The organism is Pseudonocardia sp. MH-G8, from assembly GCF_002262885.1.
GTDB lineage: Bacteria > Actinomycetota > Actinomycetes > Mycobacteriales > Pseudonocardiaceae > Pseudonocardia.
Window position 1 is genome coordinate 16,639 of record NZ_NKYF01000022.1, and the last position, 20,165, is coordinate 36,803.

Annotated in this window: 22 protein-coding genes; 16 read left to right on the forward strand and 6 right to left on the reverse strand. The window is 72.0% G+C overall.

Annotated features, from left to right (window positions below; all coding sequences use genetic code 11):
- From CFP66_RS33770 to CFP66_RS33785, 4 genes are read left to right on the forward strand one after another with little or no spacing between them, the layout of a single operon-like run.
- Positions 1–915 carry a carbohydrate ABC transporter permease gene (locus tag CFP66_RS33770; RefSeq protein WP_094929521.1) on the forward strand — a complete coding sequence of 305 codons (915 nt, stop codon included), beginning with the start codon at positions 1–3 and terminating at the stop codon, positions 913–915.
- Positions 905–1,795, forward strand: coding sequence for a carbohydrate ABC transporter permease (locus tag CFP66_RS33775; protein ID WP_094929395.1), 891 nt, complete (start codon positions 905–907; stop codon positions 1,793–1,795). Before CFP66_RS33770 ends, CFP66_RS33775 begins: the two co-directional genes overlap by 11 nt.
- Positions 1,796–1,812: 17 nt before the next feature.
- Entirely contained in the window at positions 1,813–3,132 is a 1,320-nt protein-coding gene (locus CFP66_RS33780; protein ID WP_198961840.1) for an alpha-L-fucosidase, read from the forward strand.
- A gap of 11 nt (positions 3,133–3,143) precedes the next feature.
- Complete coding sequence (locus tag CFP66_RS33785) at positions 3,144–3,818, forward strand: FadR/GntR family transcriptional regulator (protein WP_094929397.1); 675 nt, start codon at positions 3,144–3,146, stop codon at positions 3,816–3,818.
- Here the strand turns inward: CFP66_RS33785 and CFP66_RS33790 are convergent, their stop codons facing one another.
- Positions 3,819–4,277 carry an Lrp/AsnC family transcriptional regulator gene (locus tag CFP66_RS33790; RefSeq protein ID WP_094929398.1) on the reverse strand — a complete coding sequence of 153 codons (459 nt, stop codon included), beginning with the start codon at positions 4,275–4,277 and terminating at the stop codon, positions 3,819–3,821.
- A 73-nt stretch (positions 4,278–4,350) separates the two neighbouring features.
- Here CFP66_RS33790 and CFP66_RS33795 point away from each other — a divergent pair, with 73 nt between their 5' ends.
- From CFP66_RS33795 to CFP66_RS33810, 4 genes are all read left to right on the forward strand, one after another.
- Positions 4,351–4,830: a hypothetical protein gene (locus CFP66_RS33795; protein WP_094929399.1), complete on the forward strand. Its 480-nt coding sequence runs from the start codon at positions 4,351–4,353 to the stop codon at positions 4,828–4,830.
- Positions 4,831–5,000: 170 nt separating this feature from the next.
- Positions 5,001–5,993, forward strand: coding sequence for an NADPH:quinone oxidoreductase family protein (locus tag CFP66_RS33800; RefSeq protein ID WP_094929400.1), 993 nt, complete (start codon positions 5,001–5,003; stop codon positions 5,991–5,993).
- A 215-nt stretch (positions 5,994–6,208) separates the two neighbouring features.
- Positions 6,209–7,204: an RNA polymerase subunit sigma-70 gene (locus CFP66_RS33805; RefSeq protein ID WP_094929401.1), complete on the forward strand. Its 996-nt coding sequence runs from the start codon at positions 6,209–6,211 to the stop codon at positions 7,202–7,204.
- A gap of 1,006 nt (positions 7,205–8,210) precedes the next feature.
- A complete protein-coding gene (locus CFP66_RS33810; protein WP_094929402.1) occupies positions 8,211–9,482 on the forward strand; it encodes an HNH endonuclease signature motif containing protein in 1,272 nt (423 codons plus the stop codon).
- A gap of 32 nt (positions 9,483–9,514) precedes the next feature.
- On the opposite strand, the gene CFP66_RS33815 is transcribed toward CFP66_RS33810, so the two are convergent.
- Entirely contained in the window at positions 9,515–10,237 is a 723-nt protein-coding gene (locus CFP66_RS33815; RefSeq protein WP_094929403.1) for a hypothetical protein, read from the reverse strand.
- A gap of 75 nt (positions 10,238–10,312) precedes the next feature.
- Complete coding sequence (locus CFP66_RS33820; protein ID WP_094929404.1) at positions 10,313–10,888, reverse strand: DUF6506 family protein; 576 nt, start codon at positions 10,886–10,888, stop codon at positions 10,313–10,315.
- Positions 10,889–11,046: 158 nt separating this feature from the next.
- Between CFP66_RS33820 and CFP66_RS33825 the strand changes: the two genes are divergently transcribed.
- The 4 genes from CFP66_RS33825 to CFP66_RS50470 all read left to right on the forward strand — a co-directional run bounded on the left by CFP66_RS33825 (position 11,047) and on the right by CFP66_RS50470 (position 13,091).
- Entirely contained in the window at positions 11,047–11,439 is a 393-nt protein-coding gene (locus CFP66_RS33825; protein ID WP_094929405.1) for a nuclear transport factor 2 family protein, read from the forward strand.
- A 297-nt stretch (positions 11,440–11,736) separates the two neighbouring features.
- Complete coding sequence (locus tag CFP66_RS33830) at positions 11,737–11,934, forward strand: hypothetical protein (RefSeq protein WP_143517450.1); 198 nt, start codon at positions 11,737–11,739, stop codon at positions 11,932–11,934.
- 147 nt (positions 11,935–12,081) lie between these two features.
- Positions 12,082–12,684 (forward strand): hypothetical protein, encoded by a 603-nt coding sequence (locus tag CFP66_RS33835; protein WP_143517451.1) that lies wholly within the window; start codon positions 12,082–12,084, stop codon positions 12,682–12,684.
- Positions 12,685–12,725: 41 nt separating this feature from the next.
- Positions 12,726–13,091, forward strand: a complete 366-nt coding sequence (locus CFP66_RS50470) for a RidA family protein (protein ID WP_094929408.1) — start codon at positions 12,726–12,728, stop codon at positions 13,089–13,091.
- Here CFP66_RS50470 and CFP66_RS33845 read toward each other — a convergent pair.
- Positions 12,995–13,564, reverse strand: a complete 570-nt coding sequence (locus tag CFP66_RS33845) for a TetR/AcrR family transcriptional regulator (protein WP_094929409.1) — start codon at positions 13,562–13,564, stop codon at positions 12,995–12,997. The genes CFP66_RS50470 and CFP66_RS33845 overlap by 97 nt on opposite strands.
- 76 nt (positions 13,565–13,640) lie before the next feature.
- Here CFP66_RS33845 and CFP66_RS33850 point away from each other — a divergent pair, with 76 nt between their 5' ends.
- On the forward strand, positions 13,641–15,398 hold the full coding sequence (locus CFP66_RS33850; RefSeq protein WP_094929410.1) for an ABC transporter ATP-binding protein: 1,758 nt from the start codon (positions 13,641–13,643) through the stop codon (positions 15,396–15,398).
- Positions 15,399–15,410: 12 nt separating this feature from the next.
- On the opposite strand, the gene CFP66_RS33855 is transcribed toward CFP66_RS33850, so the two are convergent.
- A complete protein-coding gene (locus tag CFP66_RS33855; protein ID WP_094929411.1) occupies positions 15,411–16,085 on the reverse strand; it encodes a DUF6766 family protein in 675 nt (224 codons plus the stop codon).
- 93 nt (positions 16,086–16,178) lie between these two features.
- The gene (locus CFP66_RS33860) at positions 16,179–16,559 is read right to left on the reverse strand and encodes a hypothetical protein (protein ID WP_143517452.1); all 381 of its coding nucleotides are present in this window, start codon (positions 16,557–16,559) and stop codon (positions 16,179–16,181) included.
- A 181-nt stretch (positions 16,560–16,740) separates the two neighbouring features.
- On the opposite strand from CFP66_RS33860, the gene CFP66_RS33865 reads away from it, so the two are divergent.
- From CFP66_RS33865 to CFP66_RS48680, 3 genes are all read left to right on the forward strand, one after another.
- Complete coding sequence (locus CFP66_RS33865) at positions 16,741–17,982, forward strand: phosphodiester glycosidase family protein (RefSeq protein WP_198961841.1); 1,242 nt, start codon at positions 16,741–16,743, stop codon at positions 17,980–17,982.
- An 88-nt stretch (positions 17,983–18,070) separates the two neighbouring features.
- Positions 18,071–18,682: a hypothetical protein gene (locus CFP66_RS33870; protein WP_094929414.1), complete on the forward strand. Its 612-nt coding sequence runs from the start codon at positions 18,071–18,073 to the stop codon at positions 18,680–18,682.
- 291 nt (positions 18,683–18,973) lie between these two features.
- A complete protein-coding gene (locus CFP66_RS48680; protein WP_198961842.1) occupies positions 18,974–19,816 on the forward strand; it encodes a hypothetical protein in 843 nt (280 codons plus the stop codon).
- Positions 19,817–20,165 lie beyond the last annotated feature (349 nt).

Consider the following 20,165-nt stretch of genomic DNA (forward strand, 5'->3'; position numbering starts at 1 on the left):
GTGACGGGACCGACGACGACCCGGACCGCCCCGCCGGCACCGGCGCGGCGCGGCGACGGACGCGCGGCGCTCGGGTTCCTCGCCCCGAGCACGAGCGGGTTCCTGCTGTTCACCCTGATCCCGCTGCTGGGATCGCTGGCGATCAGCTTCTTCGCCTGGCCGATGCTGGGCGAGCGGCGGTTCGTCGGCCTGGAGAACTTCGCCGACCTGCTCGCCGACCCGATCTTCGCCCGGGTCATGCTGAACACGCTGGTGTTCGTGGCGGTCTACGTGCCGCTGAACATCGTCGTGTCGCTCGGGCTGGCGCTGTGGATCTCCTCGCGCATCCGCGGGCGCGGCCTCTACCGGTTGCTGTTCTTCCTCCCGACGGTCACGCCCATGGTGGCGAACGCGCTCGTCTGGCGGCTGCTGTACGAGCCGGACGGCGTGTTCGACCAGGCCGTCCGGACCGTGTTCGGCATGCCGGCGCCGAACTTCCTGGGCGACACCCGCTGGGCCATGGCCGCGGTGATCGTGATGTCGGTCTGGCAGGGGTTCGGCTACAACATGCTCGTCTTCTCGGCGGGGCTCGACGCCGTCCCGCAGAGCCTGCACGAGGCGGCCGCGATCGACGGGGCGGGGCCGGTGCGCCGGTTCTTCAGCGTGACGCTGCCGATGCTCTCCCCGTCGATGTTCTTCGCGATGATCATGACGCTGATCACCTCGTTCCAGGTGTTCGTCCAGCCCTACGTCCTCACGCAGGGCGGGCCCGGCGTGGCCACCGAGACGATGGTGCTCAACCTCTACCGGCAGGGGTTCCAGCAGTTCGACCTCGGCTCCGCGTCGACCATCGGCTGGTTCCTCTTCATGATCATCATGCTGGTCACCGCGCTGCAGTTCCTCGGGCAGAAGAGGTGGGTGCACTATGACGCTTGAGACGACGCTCCCGGCCCCGCAGGAGGCCCCGGCTCCGCCCGCCGCGCGCCCGCCACGTCGACGCGTCGGCGCGCGCGCCGTGGTGTCGCAGGTGCTGCTCACCGCGGTGCTCGTGCTGTTCCTGATGCCGTTCGTCTGGATGGTCGCGAGCGCGCTCAAGCCGCCCGCCGAGGTGTTCGGCGGCACCGGGCTGATCGGCTCGGAGATCCGCTGGTCCAACTTCGCCGAGGCATGGAGCTACCTGCCGTTCGGCCGATTCATGATCAACGGTCTGTTCGTGGCCGTGACGGGCACCGTCGTGGTGTGCGTGACGTCGGTGCTCTCGGCGTACGCGTTCGCGCGGTTGCGCTTCCGGTTCCGCGACCGGCTCTTCCTGCTCTACCTCGGCACGCTGATGGTGCCGCAGGAGGTCACGGTCGTCCCGATGTTCATCCTCATGCAGCAGTTCGGCTGGGTGGACGGCTACGCCGCGCTGATCCTGCCCTGGGCGTTCACCGCGTTCGGCACGTTCCTGCTGCGCCAGTTCTTCCTCGGCATCCCGCGGGAGCTGGAGGAGGCAGCGACGATCGACGGCGCCGGCCGGGTGCGGGTCCTGCTGCAGGTGATCGTGCCGATCGCCAAGCCCGCCGTCGCGGTGCTGGCCGCGTTCACCTTCATCAACTACTGGAACAGCTTCCTGTGGCCGCTGATCGTCGTGAACAGCCGCGACATGTCGACGGTGCCGCTGGGGCTCAACCTGTTCCTGTCCCAGAACGGCAACCAGTGGCACCTGCTGATGGCCGCGTCGGCGATCTCCATGGTGCCGACGGTCGCCATGGTCGTGCTGCTGCAGCGCCACCTCGTTCGCGGCATCGCCCTGTCCGGCCTCGGTGGCCGGTGACCCTCCCGGAGGAGCACGTGACCGACTGGAGCCTGCTGCAGCGCCCGCTGCCGGACTGGTACGCCGACGCCAAGCTCGGCATCTTCGTCCACTGGGGCGCCTACTCGGTGCCCGCGTGGGCGGAGCCGACCGGGGAGCTGGGCGCCGTCGACGAGGGGGTCTGGTTCCGCCACAACTCCTACGCGGAGTGGTACCGGAACACGATCAGGTTCGATGACAGCCCCGCGCGCGAGCACCACCGCCTGGTGCACGGTGACGCGCCCTATGACGACTTCCTCGACGCCTGGACGGCCGAGGAGTTCGACCCCGCCGCCTGGTGCGATCTCTTCGCCCGGGCCGGCGCGCGCTACGTCGTGCCCACTACCAAGCACCACGACGGCATCGCCCTGTGGGACGCCCCCGGCACCGCGGCGCGCAACACCGTGCACCGTGGCCCGCGTCGTGACCTCATCGGCGATCTGGCCACGGCCGTCCGGGGCGCCGGCATGCGGTTCGGCGTGTACTACTCCGGCGGCCTCGACTGGCACGTCACCCCGCACCTGCCCGTGATCGACACGTTCGCGAACGTGCGCGACCTGCGCCCGAACGACCCGGCCTACGCCGCGTACGCGTACCTCCACGTCCGCGACCTGGTCGACCGGTACCGCCCGGACGTGCTCTGGAACGACATCGAGTGGCCCGATGCCGGCAAGCACGACGGCCGGCTCGGCCTGTTCGAGCTCTTCCGGCACTTCTACGCCACCGTGCCGGGCGGCGTCGTCAACGACCGGTGGGGCGACACGCACTGGGACTACCGCACCAGCGAGTACCAGCACGGCCTCGAGGCCGAGAGCGCCCCCGCCTGGGAGAACAACCGGGGCATCGGGCTCTCGTTCGGCGTCAACCAGGTGGAGGACTCCCGGCACCTGCTGAGCGGGCCGCAGCTGGTGCGCCACCTCGTCGACGTCGTCTCCCGCGGCGGGAACCTGCTGCTCAACGTCGGTCCCACCGCGAGCGGGGCGATCCCGGCGGGACAGCGCCGGACGCTGGAGGCCCTCGCGGACTGGATGGGCGTGCACTCCGCCGCGGTGCACGGCTCGCGCCCGGTGGACCCGGCCCTCGCCCATCCCTGCGACGCGCCGTGGGTGCGCTGGACCCGCACCGGCGCCCGGATCTGGGCGCTGGTGGAGCCGGCGGGCGGCCCGCTCGTCCTGCCCGCCCGGGCCGACCGGCTCGACCTCGCCTCCGCCGCGCTCGCCGACGGCACGCCGGTCGTGGCGCGCCCGGACGCCGGCGGCGTCGCGGTGGAGCTCCCGGCCGCCGGGACCCCGGTGGCGGTCGCGTTCACCCCGGCCTGAGGACCGCGGCCGTGGCCGTCACCGACGAGGCGATCCTCGAGATCAAGGCGATGATCCGGTCCGGCGAACTGCGTCCCGGCGACCGGCTCCCACCGGAGAAGGAGCTGTCGGAGGCCCTCGGGCTGTCCCGCAGCTCGCTGCGGGAGGCGGTGAAGGCGCTCGCGATCATCCGCGTGCTCGACGTGCGGCGCGGCGACGGCACCTACGTCACCAGCCTGACCCCCGAGGTCCTGCTCGACGCGATGTCGTTCGTGGTGGACCTGCACCAGGACGCGTCGGTGCTGGAGCTGTTCGAGGTGCGGCGCATCCTGGAACCGGCGGCGGCCGCGCTCGCCACCCCGCGCGCCACGCCCGACGACGTCGCGCACCTGCACGGCCTGCTCGTCGCCGTCCACGACACCACGTCGGTGGACGAGCTGGTGGCCCACGACGAGGTGTTCCACCGCTACATCGCCGACCTGGCCGGCAACGCCTACCTGGCCGGCCTGCTGGAGACGCTGTCGAGCAGCACGCTGCGGGCGCGGATCTGGCGCGGCCTGACCCAGGAGGGCTCGGTCGAGCGGACCCTCACCGAGCACCGCGTGATCGTCGACGCGCTCGCGGGCGGCGACGCCGCGCTCGTGGCCGCGCACGTCACCGTGCACATCAACGGCGTCGTCGACTGGCTGCGTCGTGCGACGGGCTGATCAGGGGCCACCGACGTCCAGGGGACGCTCGAAGACGGTCCGCAGGACCACCGTCGAGCGGGTGCCGACCATGCCGGTGATGGACCGGAGCCGGTCGAGGGCGTCGGCGAGCTCGGCGGTGGAGCCCACCCGGACCTTCGCGAGGTAGCAGTCCTCGCCCGCGACCTCGTGCACCTCGAGCACGCAGGGTTCCTGTCCCAGCGCTTCGTTGACGGCCGCCTTGGCGTCGGGGGCGAAGCGCAACGCGACGAACGCCGCCGTGCCGGCGCCCACCGCGGCCGGGTCGAGGGTCACCCGGTATCCGGAGACCACACCGTCGCGCTCGAGGTTGGCCAGCCGGTCGCGCACGGCCGGTTCCGACATGCCCACACCGGCCGCCAGCGCGCGCACGGTCCGCCTGCCGTCGTGGGTCAGCTCGCGGAGCAGTGTTCGGTTGACGTCGTCGAGGGGTCGACTCACGGGGCCTCACTTTTCAAAGTTCTCAATCCTATATGCCTTGACAAGCAAGGTTGTTGCCGCAAAGGGTATCAGCATGAGCACCGCTGCCTTCCCGGCACTGCAGCCCTACCGGGCCCGCCGTGTGGAGTTCCTGCGCCGCGCCGACGTCGACGACTGGACCCTGAAGCTCTACGCGATCTCGGCTCCGGAGTGCGCGGTGGGGCCGGAGCTGGTCGAGCACGCGCTGCGCGTCGGTGCGGCGGCGCTTCCGGCGCCCGCCACGACCCCCCAGCGGTACGGCGTGGGTTTCGTCGTCGTCCACGCGGCCCCTGCCCGCAGCTACGTGCTGGTCTGCTGGTGGTCCGGCGAGAACGAGATCCACCAGCGGATGTTCTCGGCCCCGGCCGGGCGGTCCGAGAGCCTCGCCCCGCACGACGGCGTCGCCATCGGCTGCGTGTGGGAGTTGGCCGTCACCGACTTCGAGCGGCGCGCGTGGCTCGCGCACGTCCTCACCCGCCCTGCCGGCCCCGACCTGGCCGGCTACCTCGCCGAGGAGCTGACCGACGTCGTCTGAGCAGGAGATCCGGGACTGCCTGCGCCGGTTCGGCGACGCCTGGGCGCGGTGAGCGCGCGGTGCCCGAGCCGATTCCTTCGCGCGGTGGCCGAGGTCTACATGGTCGACGGTGCAGCCGCACCGAAGAGGCCGGCCGCGATGAGGCGAGCCGGGGAAGAGAGGCGGTCGCCGTGAGCATTCCTGCCACCATGCGTGCCCTGCAGCAGACCTCGACGAGGGGTCCGCAGGACATGCGTTCGATCACCGACGCGCCGGTACCGAGCCCTGATCGGGGCGAGGTCCTGATCCGGGTCGCTGCCGCCGGTGTCAACTTCGCCGACATCTCGAAGGCCCACGGCACGTTCCGGGGCGGCCCGCAGCCGCCGTACCTGGCGGGTTTCGAGGCTGCCGGCGAGGTCGTTGCGGTGGGTGCGGCGGTGACCGGCCCACGACCGGGGACTCACGTCATCGGCGTCGGACATGGAGCCTTCGCCGAGTACATGGTCCTGACGGCGGCTGCCGCGATGCCGGTGCCGGCCGGCTGGACGGGCGAGCAGGCGCTGGGCCTGGTCGTGAACTGGCCCACCGCACTCGCCGCGCTCAAGCCCTTGGGGCGCATGGCCGCCGGGGAGACCGTGCTGGTCCACGCTGCGGCGGGCGCGACCGGCCAGGCCGCGGTGACCATGGCCAAACACTACGGCGCGACGGTCATCGCCACCGCCGCGCCGAGCAAGCACGAGGCAGTACTGGCGTTGGGCGCCGACCACGTCCTGGACTCCCTCGACGGCGACCTCTCCGCCGAAGTGCTGCGGCTGACCGGCGGTGGCGGTGCCGATGTGGTGCTGGAGTCGGCGGGTGGTGCCACCTTCAATGCCAGCCTGGCCGCGGCGAAGCCGGTCACCGGCCGGGTCGTCGTCTACGGCGTGGCAGGCGGCGCAGCTGCGATCACCAACTGGGACCTGGTGTACAAGCACCAGGTCCACATCATCGGCCTCAACATCGGCGTGCTGATCCAGGCAGCACCCGAGATCTTCGGCGAGCTCATCAGCGAGCTGTCCGCCCTCATCGCCGCCGGCGTCCTGGCTCCCGCTGCCCCCACCACTTACGACCTGGCCGACGGCCCGAAGGCCCTCGCGCAGCTGGAAGCCCGGGCGACGGTCGGCAAGTTGGCCCTGCGTCCCTGACGATCCGGGCAGCTCCGGATGCCGGCTGACCTGCGTGCCGATTCCTTCGCCACGCCATCCTGGTCGTAGTGGGTGACGGTCCCGATCGGCGGGACCGGTCCGGGCAAGGAGCAGCGTATGGAACGCAGGAGGTCCGCGGCGGGTGTGGAGCTGCGCCGGCGGTGGTGGGATCGGATCGCGCCTCCGGCCGACCGGGCGCGGCTCGAGTTCGCGGCATGACGGCGCGCTTGCGGGAGGCAGCGAACCAGGACCGGTTCGCTGCCGAGACCGAGCGGTTCCGCCGGGAGTTGTTGGCGCACTGTTACCGCATGGTCGGCTCGGCCCATGACGCCGAGGACCTCGTGCAGGAAACGTATCTCCGGGCATGGCGTTCCTACGCCGGCTTCGAGGGCCGTGCGTCGATCCGGTCCTGGCTCTACAAGATCGCCACCAACGTGTGCCTGACGGCGTTGGGGCCGCGCCGGATCCGGGTGCTGCCCTCGGGCCTGACAGGTCCTGACGACGGACCCGATCGTCCGCCCGGTCACGTTCCGCCGGGCGAGGTCGCGTGGCTGGAACCGTTGCCGGACCGATGGACCGCCCCCGCCGCCGACGATCCGGCCGCGGCGGTGGTCGCGCGCGAGTCGCTACGGCTGGCGCTCATCGCGAGCTTGCAGCACCTGCCCGCCCGCCAGCGCGCGATCCTCGTCCTCCGAGAGGTGCTGGCGTTCTCCGCGGTCGAGACCGCGGAGATTCTCGGCACCACTACCGCGGCGGTGAAGAGCGGTCTGCAGCGCGCCCGCGCTCGGCTGCACGAACTGGAGCCCGAGCCCGAGGAACTGCTCGAGCCGACCGACCAGCGGGCACGTGCGCTGCTGGACGGCTACATTGCAGCCTTCGAACGCTCCGACGCCGGCCTGATGGCACAGGTGCTGCGCATGGACGCCACGCTGGAGGCGACGCCGTTCCGGGAATGGCAGGCCGGGCGGCAGAAGTGTATCCGCATGCTCGACACGTACGTGCTGGGAGCGCCGGGAGACTGGAAGATGATGGCTACTGCAGCCAACGGCCAGCCCGCCGCCGTCGCATACCACCGGGACGCGGATGGCGCGTTCCGGGCGAACGGCATCGTGGTGTTGGCCCCGACCGCCACCGGTGTCTCCCATGTGATCGCGTTCCACGATGATCCGGCGCTGGTCGAGATGTTCGGCTTCCCGGACGTGCTCGCCTGATCTCGACCCGGGAGTGTTCGCAAGCACGTTCACTATTGCACACGGTGGACTCGCCGTCATGATCGCCAGGAGTGGTTCCAGGGCCGCAGATCTGCTGTTCTGGTGCCACTTTCGCTGATCAAGGCGCCCTCCACGTTCCGCGGAACGCAGTTTTCATGATCAGATAGACCTGAGAGGGATTCGGGGAAGATTCAACACCTCTCACGTCTATATGGTCATGAAAACACCTGTGGGCGCGCCGTCCCCGGCTCGCCACCACTGCCTCACGCTCGCCCCTGGTCTTCGGCGTGGTCGGCTGCGTTCCGCTGCTCCTTTCCGTTGGCGGGGTGGTCGGGTTGGTGGAACTACCGAATATCCGGGCTGGGTGGGCGGCCGTTCCCGGCGCGGGCCCAGGCCCGTTCGCGACGAGCCCGTCCCTGTCGGGTGCTTGCCCACTTTGCGGTGGTCCCGTTCCACACCCCTTATCGATGATCATCGGTCAGGTCGACGGCGTGCCCGCCTCCGGTGACCGGCGGGAGCAGGACGTGCAACGAAGTGGTGCGGCTCAGGTCCCTGTCTCGCTGGTCAAGGCCGTCTAGAAGGGGTTCGAGAACGGCACCACAGCCAGGTGGGCACCCACCCGGCCGCCACGGGCTCGTCCAGAACAGGCCTGGGCCCGCGTCGGGGACGACTACCCGGTCGACCACGGTATTCGTTGCTTGTGCCCCACTCGGCCACCTTCGGCGCGGAGGTCGACCTCGGCGCCGAACCGACTGCGCGTGAGACCTGGAAATGGGGTGGCGCAGGAAGTCTCGAGTCGGGAACGGCGCGCCCACTGCAACCCGGACTACGAGGCAGAGCAGGATCGCCGCTGACACACCGACAGACGACGTTCGCGGCAAGGGGCGGCCCTCACTCGTTGTTCTGTCAAGCCGATCATCTCGGCAGGCATCGTTCACTATTGCACACGGTGGGATCACCCGAACAGACCCATGCCATCGAACACCTGTTCGACTAAACTTGGAGCATGTCCGCAGTCGCCGCCGCATACGAACACCTCCAAGAGGCGTTCGACGCATTCCGGCAGGCCGCGGAAAACCCCCTGACCTCAGACGCGGAACTGCTGTCGGTGCTCACCATCGGTGAAGGCATGTCCCGACAGCACGACCACCTCACCGTCTCCACCACCGCCGCCCTGCAACGGCGCGGCACGTTCGCCGAACGCGGCTACCGCAAACCCGAAGGCGCACTGACCGACCTTCTGGGCTGCGACTCCTACGAAGCCCGCCGCCGCGTGGTCGCCGCGGAGCAGGCGTGTGAGCAGGTCGGGTTCGACGGCACCGTGCTGCCCGCCCGGCTCCCGGCGACGGGGAAGGCGTTCGCGGCCGGGCAGGCCGGGCTGCGTCATGTCGAGGTCATCGCCGCCCTGCTGGGCACCCCCGAGGCCGGGCGGATCACCGACTGGCAGCGGGCGGGGTTGGAAGAGCAGTTGGCCGGTATGGCCGGCGAGTACTCGCCCGGGCAGCTGCGCAAGCTGGGCACCCAGTTACTGGAGGTGCTGGACGGGGACGGTCCCGAGCCTGATGACAATCCGCCGGAGCCGGTCAACCGGCTGCAGGTCCGTAAGCGTCGCGACGGGTCGGGCGGCACGATCAGCGGGCAGTTCGACGATGCGGCGATGTTCGATGCGATCGCCACTGTGATCGACGCCAAGGCGAAGCCCCTCGGCCGGGATGATCAACGATCGACGGGGCAGCGTCAGGCCGAGGCCCTCGCGGATGCGTGTGGGTTCGTCCTCGCCCATGCCGATCACGCCACCCTCCCCGACACCGGTGGGCGGCGGCCGCACCTGAACGTGTTGATCCGGCTCGAGGACCTCGAAACCCGCGCCCGTTCGGCGATGCTCGACTTCGGTGGCCGCATGAGCCCCACCTCGCTACGGATGCTGGCCTGCGACGCCGCCGTCGTACCCATCGTCATGAACGGCGCCGGGCAACCCCTGGACGTCGGCCGTTCCACCCGGGTGATCCCCGACGGACTACGCCGGGCGGTCACCGCCCGCGACCGTGGATGCGCGCACCCGGGCTGCGACCGGACGCCGTCGTGGTGCGAAATCCACCATATCTGGGAGTGGGAGCACGGCGGCCCCACCGAACTGAACAACCTGGTGAGTCTGTGCAAAGTCCACCACCGCTTGATCCACGATTCCGGGTGGGTGGTGCGGATCCGTGACGGGTTACCGGAGTTCATCCCGCCGAAATGGATCGACCCGGAACAGAAACCCCGCCGGAACCCGTAGTTCGCCCCCGATCCGAGGTTTCGGCGATCGGGTCAGCTCGGCATGAGGCCGGCGCGGCTGTCCCGGTCGGCGAGGTCGGCCGCGTACAGTTCGATGTCTCGCAGGCCGACGCCCCGCCCGCTCGCCCGGAGCCGGCCGACCAGCGGCACCACCTCGTCGGTCCACCAGCGCTGCGCCAGCTCGCGCGGGCCGATCCCGACCAGGCCCCGGCGAAAGCCCCAGGCCTCGGCGGCGTCGGCCAGCCGCGCCCAGTCGGCGGGACGGTCCAGCCACAGCTCGGGTCGGGTGTCGTGGGGCAGCGGCACCCGCAGCAGGAACTCCCGCTCGGCCGCCTTGCTGGCCAGGTGCGAGAGCCGCAGGCAGCACATCGCGTAGGCGGTGGTGCAGATGCGACGGACGATCGCCGGCACGCTGTGCTGCTCTCGCGCCCGGGCCACCGACACCCGGTGGTGCCCGTCGACCACGAAGTACATCTCGCCGAGCTGGATCAGCTCCACCCGAGGCAGCACGATCCCGGCGGCCACGGCATCCGCAACCGACCGGTGACGCTCCCGCAGCGCCCGGTTCACCAACCGGAACCGCGCATCGAAGTCCCCGGCGCGGGCCACGGTGCCGACGATCCGGTCGGTGCGCACGTCGTCCGGATAAACGATCATGTCGCCGTCCCGGCCCAGCGCGGCGATCGCGTCCGCGAAGACCAGAGGCGCGCGGCCGTTCGGGTCGTCGCCGCGCAGGTCCCGCAACCACCGGCTCATGTTCGTCACTGTAAGCGGCAGCGCAGGATCGTGATCGCGGATCTGATGATGACGATCCGGTCCGGCGTCGTTCTCTCAGTGCGTCGCCTCGAACGCCGCCTTGTAGGCGGCGGCACCCTCGAGCGACTCGAACGGCCAGCTCACCAGGGTGACCGACGCCCGGTCGCCGACGGTGGACGCCACGCGGGCGGCAGTGGTCAGTGGTGTGCCGCCGCAGATCTCCACGGTGTCGGTTCCCGCCTCGACGGCGTCGACGGCTGCACGGACGGCGGCGTCCTCGTCGGGCACGCCGACCACCGTCGTGCGCGTGACCCCGTGCTCGACGACCAGGGCGCCTGCGCCCGAGTCGTCACCGAAGATCATGACCGAGTCGCCGGGAATCCGGTTCGCAGGACCGACGGCGAGTCCGACGGGGGCGCGACCGGCGATCGCCTCCACGACCTGGCCGGCCTGCTCGAGGGCGAAGCCGCCGTAGAGCTCCACGAGACGCACCCCGGCCGCGGCCTGCGAGCCGGCGATCCGCGCCGCCGCGTCCGCGTCCGGCACCCAGACGAACGCGGTCGGCCCCGCTGACGTGGAGCGCTCGACGCGCCGGCCGGCGGCGTCGACCTCGGGGTTCAGGAACAGGAACATCGTGTCGACGGCGTGCACAGCTGGCCTCCAGAAAGCTCGGGATGACGTTGCTTCGTTTCAGGCGTCCCCGTCCCGCGGAGTATTCCGCCGCGCGATTACCTCCGAGGTGATCGACCGGCGTCCGCCGAACGCCGAAGCTCGGTCCTGTCAGTACACGACGACCGGGAGGAACCCCGATGACCACCACGCCCGACACCGACCGGACCGAGACGCCGACCGCCGCCCTCGTGGCGGACTACCTGCAGGCCTGGAACGCCACCGAGCCGCAGGCGCGGCGCGCGCTGATCGAGCGCGTGTTCGCCGCGGACGTCCGGTACGTCGACCCGCTCGCGGACGTGAGCGGCACCGACGCGCTGGACGCCCTCGTGGCCGGGGTCCAGGCGCAGTTCCCGGGGATGCGGTTCTCCGGCGTCGGCGAGGTCGACGCGCACCACGACGTCTGCCGGTTCCGGTGGGGTCTGGGCCCGGAGGGTGCCGAGCCCCTGGTGATCGGCTTCGACGTCGCGACGGTGGCCTCCGACGGCCGGATCACGGCGGTCCACGGCTTCCTGGACCGCGTTCCGGGATGAGCCGCGCTCCGCGCTGATCCTCGGGGGGTGCCGCTCGGACGGGTGGCGGAGGCGCCGCCGAGCGGGTGAACACGGGCGCCGCTTCGCTGCGGTTCGTAATGGCGCTACCCGTCCGGGCGATGCCTCTAGTAGGCGGTTCGCGAGTGGGGCTCGTGAACCGCTTCTCGGGGCCGGCCGCAACGATCGCGGCGGGCGCAGGATGGGGGAAGTCATGCTGCTGCGGTTCCACCGGTGTCCACAGTGTCGCGCGCGCAAGGGCAGGCTGGGGGGCCTGCCGCTGCCGTGATCCTCGGGATCGTGCGCCCGCACACCGTTGCGTGGGGCCTTCTGTGGTTCCTCGTCGTCGTCGCCTTCACGGCCGGTGTCGGCGTGATCCAGGCGGCGGGGGCCGCCGGGGAGATGCCGCCGCTCACCTCGTCGGTCGAGGTCGTGGTCGACGACGGGATCGACCAGCCCAGCTCCGCGCCGACCCCTGACGTACTCAGCGCGGAGTGACCGTGCGCGCGGGCCCCTCACGGCGGTTGACGCCGACCCGTCACGGGTGCAGTGTCGGCGCCCAGCAGAACGGGGGCGTCATGAGGGTGTCGCGGGGTCGCGGCGGTGCCGCGCCCGTTCGGGCCGTCGGCAACTGATATGGGCGCGATGCCGGCGAGCGCCGGTCCTTCGGCACGGGAGCCCGGCGCGGTCGGTTCCGGTGTGCCGGCCCGGCAGTTCGCCCTCCTCGCCGCGCAGCTGCTCGCGGCCGGCACCGTGACCGAGGTGCTCACCCACGTGGCGCTCGCCGCGCACCGGCTGCTGGCCGTCGTCGACGGCGTCAGCGTCACGGTGCACTCCGGTGGCGGTTTCCGCACGCCGGTCAGCCTGCACCCGGCGGCGGCGGAGCTCGACCAGGTCCAGTACGACGCCGATGCCGGGCCCTGCCTGGCCGCCGCCCGGATGACGGGGCCGGGCCTCGTGAGCGTCGACGTCGACGAGGCCGGGGATTGGCCGGTGTTCGCCCGAGCCGCGGCGCGGCGCGGCTACGGGTCGGTGCTGTGCGCAGCCCTCGCGCCCGATCCCGGGCCTGCGATGGCGCTCGGCGCGTTGAACCTGTACTTCCGCCGACCCCACGGCCCCGTCGCCGCGGACCGGGACGTCGCGCTGCTGCTGGCCACGCACGGCGCGCTCGCGCTCGCGCACGCCCGGGCCCTGAGCTACGGCGTGGTCCAGCACGGCAGGCTGCGCAAGGCGGCGCTGCCCCGCTGAACCCGGGTGCCCGGCGCGGCGGCCGCCGGCAGGGTGGGTCCGTGATCGAAAGACTTCGCACCGACCACCTGCATCCCACCTCCGGCTACCACCACGTCACCATCGCGAGCCCCGGCCGGCTCGCGTTCCTGGCCGGCCAGATGCCGATGGACGCGACGGGGGAGCGGGTCGTAGGTGTGGGCGACCTCGAACGCCAGGTCGACGTGACGATCGAGCACACGCAGCGGGCGCTCGAGGCCGCCGGTGCGCGTCCCGAGGACGTGGTGCGGTCGGTCGTGTACGTCGTCGGCGGCGCTGGGGTGAAGGGCTCCTACGCGGCGACGGCTTTGCGCAGGGTCCGCAGGCACAGGGCGAGCGCGTCGTGCTCGGGTACGTCGTCCTCCCGCGTGTGCAGCCAGGTGGAGTAGAGCAGCGACCAGAGCACGGACAGGACCCATTCGGGGGTGAGGGCGACGTCCATCGCGCCCTCGGCGTGCCCGCGTTCGACGAGCTCGAGTACGGCCCGGTCGGCCTCGTTCATGTGGTCCCAGGCCGGACCGAACAGCTGCGGCTCGTTCAGCATCAACATCGGGCCGTCGCCGAGTGCGAAGTAGGCCTGGCAGACCCGCTCCAGGGCGGGGAGGGGCGGACCGTCCTGCGGCCGCGCGCGCTCGGTGGCCGCCGCGATCTGCTCGGTCAGGTCGGCGGTGATGCCGGTGATGAGATCGGCGCGTTCCGGGAAGTAGCGGTGCATCGTCGTGCGCCCCACCCCGGCCGCGTTCGCCACCTCGGCGAGGGATGCGCCGGAGTGCTGGGACAGGACGGTCACTCCCGCGTCGAGGATGGCGCGGCGCGTGCGCGCACGCGTGCTGCTCTCCGCGGCACCGAGCTCGTTGACCACGCTCGAGACGGTACCTCAGTGCACTGTAATAGAACAGGTTTGACGAGAACGGAACATTCGTGTTCCACTGCTGAGCATGAGCACCCCCGCGCAGGTGTCCGGGCTCCACCTCATCCGGGCGATCGCCCGCCCGCACCTGCGCACGCTGCTGCTCGGGCTGGTGCTCGCGCTCGCCGGTTCCGCCACAAGTCTGGCCACACCGCTGGTCACGAAGTGGATCCTCGACTCGCTCGGCGCGTCGGCGTCGCTCGCCGGGCCGATCGGCGCGCTGGCCGTCCTGCTCGTGGTCGGTGCCGTCATCTGGATCTGCGAGTGGATCCTGCTCGGGACGCTGGGGGAGCGGGTCGTGCGGTCGGCCCGCGAGTCGATGGTCCGCCGGTTCCTGCGCGCCACCGTCCCGGGAATCACCCGTCGACCGCCGGGCGAGCTCGTCGCCCGTGTCACGTCCGACACGGTCCTGCTGCGCGAGGCCGTGGCGTCCAGCCTGGTCGGCCTCGCCAACGGCGTGGTGATGCTCGTCGGCACGCTCGTGCTGATGGCGGTGCTCGACCTGGTGCTGCTGGCCACCACCGTCGCCGCGGTGATCGTGGTCATCGTCCTGTTCGCCGTGCTGATGCCCGCCATCGCCACGGCACAGGAGCGGGCCCAGGAGCACCTGGGCCGGCTCGGGGGCGTGCTGGAGACCGCGCTGCGCGCCATCCGCACGGTGAAGGCGAGCCGCGCGGAGGAGCGTCAGGCTGCGCGGATCCTCGTCCACGCCGACGAGTCGATGCACCACAGCGTCCGGGCCGTGCGGCGGGAGGCGGTGGCGTGGACGATCTCCTGGGCCGGGATCCAGGCCGCGATCATCCTGATCCTGGGCCTCGGGGCCTGGCGGGTCGGCGCCGGGCTGCTGGAGATCTCGACCCTGATCGCGTTCCTGCTCTACGCGTTCGGCCTGATGGAACCGATCATGGAGCTGAGCCAGAACCTCACCGCGCTGCAGGCCGGAATCGCCGCGGCCCGCCGCATCGCCCAGGTCGAGCAGCTCGAGCAGGAGGAGACCGGTTCCGCGCAGCCCGCCGCCTCGGCCTCGCAGGACGCCGCGGGGCCGGTCCTGGAGCTGCGGGACGTCGTGGCTGCCTACGGTCCGGACCGCGAACCGGCCGTCGACGGCATCGACCTGGCGGTGCCGGCGCGCGGGCACACCGCGATCGTCGGGCCGTCGGGTGCGGGCAAGAGTACGGTGCTCGCCCTGTTGCTGCGCTTCCTCGAGCCGCAGCGCGGCGAGATCCTGCTCGGTGGGCGGCCCTACGGCGAGCAGACGCCGGGCGAGGTGCGGGCCCGGCTCGCCTACGTCGAGCAGGAGACGCCCGTGGTGCCCGGCACGGTCCGCGACAACCTGCGCTTCACCCACCCCGACGCGGGCGAGGACGAGCTGTGGGCGGCGCTGGAGCGGGTGCGGTTGCGCGACGTCGTCTCGGCGCTCGACGGCGGGCTCGACGCGCCGTTGTCGTCCTCGTCGCTGTCCGGCGGTCAGCGCCAGCGGATCGCCCTGGCTCGCGCGCTGGTGCGCACGCCCGACGTGCTGCTCCTGGACGAGGCGACGGCCCAGGTCGACGGGCTCACCGAGGCCGCCGTGCACGACGCGATCCGCGAGCAGGCCCGCCAGGGCGCGGTCGTCACGGTGGCCCACCGGCTCTCCACCGTGATCGACGCCGACACCATCGTGGTGATGGAGGGCGGGCGCGTGCGGGCCCGCGGTCGGCACGAGGAGCTGCTGGCCACCGACGAGCTCTACCGCGGCCTCGTCGAGGCGTTGCGCCTCGACCGGCAGCCGGCGCCGGTGGGCTGACCGGCCCGGGGATCAGCCCGACTCGCCGGTGTCGGCGTGCGCGGTGCCCACCGGCTTCGACTCCGGCGAGCCGCGCTGGCGCAGGTAGACCCCGAGCACGGCCATGGAACCGACGGCCAGCATCTCGGACTGCCAGTTCTGCAGGGTCCGGTTCCAGAAGTCGGGCTCGGCGAGGTAGCCGAGCCAGGTGACGGGGTCCTGCCGGTTGCCGAGCTGCTCGGAGTTGAACGCCGCCCGGCCCGCGATCGACTGGGCGAGCCAGGACAGCAGGAAGATGCCGCCCATCACGATGCCGAGGGAGCGGGAGAACAGCGTGCCGCGCCAGTCGTCGAGCCGAGCCCCGCGCGGCGAGTCGTGCCGGGCGTGCGACCGGACGAGCTGCTCCTCGTCCGACTCGGGGCCGGCCTTCTCCACGTCCTTCGACTCGGGCGAGCCCTTCTGCACCAGGTACACCGTGGCGAAGATGTAGAGGAAGAACTGCAGGTACTCCGACTGCCAGTTCTCCACGACGTCCACCGCGAACGTCGAGGACGTGACGTACTGCAGGAGCGAGACCGCCTCGGCGCCCTCGGAGATCTGCTGGTCGTTGTACTGCGCCTGTCCGGAGACGGCCTGCCCGACCAGCATGAGCAGGAACAGGCCGCCGAACGCGAGTCCGAGACCGTTGTTGCGCAGGGTCTTCCCCACGGCGCTACCTCCCCAGCAGCCCGAGCAGCGTGAAGTACACGAGCCCGACCGCGATGACGGCCAGGTAGACGACGAACAGCGCGCGCACCGCTCTCATGGCCCCTCCACCCGGCAGTTGTAGGGGGCGTCGCCGTTCGCGGTGCAGCCGGCGGCGATGACCTTCCACCCGGAGCCGGTACGGGTGAGGAAGAGCGTGTCGTCGGCGAGGTGGACCTGCGCCTCGTCGCCCCAGATCTGCGTCTGCTGCACCTGCCCGCCCGAGGGCGCCACGTCGGCGACCGCCTCGGCGCAGGTCTGCGAGTCGTCGTGTTCCAGGGACGCGAGTGCGGCCGGGGCGAGCAGGGCACAGCGGGCAGCGGGGTCGCCGGTGGCAAAGTCGGCCGCGACGCGTTCCACGTCCGGACGCTGCATCCCGGCACATCCCGTGAGGAGCACGGCGGCGCCGCACACGGCCACCGTCCGCAACGGATTCATGATCACTTCTACCCCGCAGTCCTGCTCCTCGAAACGCGCGAGGGCCGGGGCGCGGGCGGTCCGGATCACCGGATCGGGCGCCGTTGGGGCTCCTGAGGGTGAACGACGCGCGCAGACGCCCATCCTGCCCGCTCGCGCGTGATCCCATCCGCCTCATCGGAGATGATCACAGGGGTCGGGGGTGGCAGTGCTCGCGGTGGTCCTGGCGGCAGCGCTCGCGCTCGCCGTTCCGGCCGGCGATCCGCCGCCGTCGCCCACCCCCGAGGACGAGCGCGCCCTCGCCGAGCTGCACCCCGCCCGCGCCCTCGCGCCCGGCGTCACGCACCGCGAGCTCCGCACGACCGCGGCCGCGGGCCAGGTGCTCGGCGACGTCGTCGAGGTCGATCTCACCGACCCGTCGGTGCACGCGGACCTGCTCACCCCCGGGGCCGTCGCCGCGACCGGGCCGATCGCGGAGATGGCGAACGCCACGGACGCGATGGCAGCGGTCAACGGCGACTTCTTCGACATCGGCGCCACCAGCGCTCCCACCGGGCCTGCGGTGATGGACGGCCGCGCGCTGAAGGCCGCGGTGCCGCAGGGCCGCCGGATGGGCCCCGCCGTCCCCGGCGCCGTGACCGAGCACGTGTTCACGGTCGGGACCGACCGCGTCGCCCGGATCGACCGGTTGCGGCTGGAGGCACAGGTGGAGGCGCCGGCCGGGACGTTCCCGGTGGTGGCGCTGAACCAGTACGCGGTGCCCGTCGACGGGATCGGGATCTTCACGCCCGAATGGGGCGAGGTCGAGCGCGGCCGCACGCTGTGCGGCACCGACGCCGACCGGAACGCTCCCTGCGCGGCCGAGCAGGCGGAGGTGCAGGTGCGCGACTCGACCGTCGTGCGCGCCGGAGCCCCCGGCGCCGGACGGATCCCGGACGGCGAGCTCGTCCTGACGGGTCGCGACGAGGGCGCCGCGACCGTGCGCACGCTGGAGGTCGGCGATCACGTCGAGGTCTCCTACGAACTGGTACCGGAGAGCGGCGAAGCCCCCGAGTTCGCCGTCGGAGGTAGTCCGATCATGTACGACGGCACGCCCGTCGCCGATCTCGACGACCGGGAACGCGCGCCCCGCAGCGCTGCGGGTACGAGCGCCGACGGCCGCCACCTGTGGCTGCTCACGCTCGACGGGCGGCAGTCCGACAGCGTCGGCGCCACGCTGCGCGAGCTCGCCACGCTGCTGCGCGAGATGGACGTGGACGACGCCGTGAACCTCGACGGGGGTGGTTCGTCGACGCTCGCGTTCCGCTCGTCCGGCGCCGGCGAGGTCACGGTCGTCAACGACCCGTCGGGCTCTTCACCCCGACTGGTGCCCAACGGCATCGGGATCTACAGCGGACGAGCGAGCGTCGGCGAGCGCGCCATGGGCGCAGCGCCCGAGCGATGAGCAGGCACGTCACCGGATCGAGCGGCGACCCCGCTCCGAAGATCGGGTATTCCAGAGGAGCGAGGGGCGGAGGTGAGCGAGGGTGCCCATGGACCTGTCGAGTCGGCGCCGGTCGAGCCGGGAACTGTCGAGCCGCGGCGAGTCCGTCGGCATGATGTGGAAGCGTGCGCGTCGGGCCCGCGCCGAGGAGCGTTCGGCGCGGATGTTGCATGCCGCCGAGCGTTCGGCGCAGGCGGCCGCAGCCCACTACCGGGAGCTGCGAGCCGCGGCCGGTGCAGGCGCTGCCTCGCCCACGGTCGCCGACGGCGGCGCCCCGCGCGGGCCGATGCCCACCTGGCAGCAGCTGCTGCTGCTGATCATCGGCGGCGGCCTGCTCAGCGGGCTGCTCGTCATCTGGCTGCTCGCGGCCGCCTACGTCGGGCCCGTCGCCATGCTCGTCCTGCCCACCATCGCCGGCATGGTCGCCGGGTTCATCGTCCTTCGACGGCGGCACCCACCGGCCCCGAAGGCCCGGCGGCACCGCCCGTCGGTGGCCGATCTGGTGCGGGCGACGCAGGAGCTGCACGACGCCGAGGCCGCGTTGCAGCGTGCCCGCGGCGTCCAGCAGGAGACGGACGACCCTGCGCCGCAACGGCCGCCGGTCACCGGCTCGCGGGCCGCCCGGCCGCCGTGGCCGGCACCCGGTGCCCCGCAGACCTGACGCCGCCACGTGGGTGATCCCGGACGCCCCGCGTGCCTCCTTGACACGATGAGTTAGATTCTGCGCGCACGAATAGCCCGTTCGGGCCCTGATCGTCGTCCGATCAGGCGTCTTCGCTCCCCGGGAGTGCGCACGGTGAATACGGACCGTAACAACTCGGCGACGTCTCGCGTCGGCGGGTCGCCTCGCGCGCATCGAGCGGGGGTCAGCGTCGACGCACTCGTCCACCGGGAAGCCGCCACGGCGCGTGGCCGCGAAGGTGGTGCGCACCGCCGGGCCCCGCGCCGCGGTGTGGCGCCGGCCCCGCTGTTCGCCGCCACGGCCGTCGCAGGCGTCGCCGCCGCGAGCGTGTCCTCGGTCGTCGTGCTGTCCGACGCGCCGGGTGCCACCGGCCTCGTCAGCGGCGACGTCCGGGCCGCCGGGCACAGCAGCGTGGACGCCTCCGGCCGCCTGTTCACGGCCGAGTCGTCGCCCACGGGAACCGATGGCGGGCCGCAGCTCGTGGACCCGGCCCGGGTCGCTGCGCTCGCTCGCCTCGCCGCCCCGACGGTGCTGGCCTCGGTCGCGCTCCCGCAGTGGCTCCCGTCCGCGGCGGCGCCCGCCGCTCCCGCGACCCCGCCCGGGCCGGTCACAGCCCTCCCGACCACAGTGCCCGCGCCGCCCGTGACCTCGACGGCTCCGGACGATCCCACCCGCAGCCACACCGCGCAGCAGACCTCGGACGACCGGTCGGACGCGCCCTCGTCGCGCCCGGACCGCCCGGACCACGACCACGGCGACGGTCACAACGACGACCACGGCGACGACCACGGCGATGACCACAGCGACGACCCTCAGCCGAGCCCGTCGCCCGATCCCACACCCGAACCGGACCCCACGCCTGAGCCCGACCCGACCCCTGAACCGGACCCCACGCCGGAGCCCGATCCGACTCCCGAGCCGGACCCCACGCCTGAGCCGGAGCCGACTCCTGAGCCGACCGACCCGCCCGGTGACGACGACGGCGACGACCCCTCCAGTCCGCCGGATGACGGCGGTTCGGGCGACGGCGGTTCGGACGGTGGCGGTTCGGACGGTGGCGGTTCCGACAACGGTGGTTCGGACGGCGGTGACGGCGGCGGGAGCCGGCGCTAGTGGCTTGACCACGCGCGGTCGCCAGCTCTGATCACGTGACCCCGCGGGGTGTGAGCCGCACACCAGGGCCCTCGCGACCGCGCTGACGTACGTCTCGCACTCCGACTCGCTGCCATGATCGCCAGGAGTGGTGTGAGGGCGCCAGATCTGTCGCTCTGACACCACTTTCGCTGATCATGGCCGCCCCGCATTCCGGAACCCGCCGTTTCATGATCTGATCGACGTCAGGGCTGTCACCGCGAGCTCCGACAGCCCTCAGGTCTATGTGACCATGGAAACCTCCCGTGGGCGCGCCGTTCCCGGCTCGCGACCACTGCCCCACACCCTCCCCGGCCTTCCGCGCAGTCGG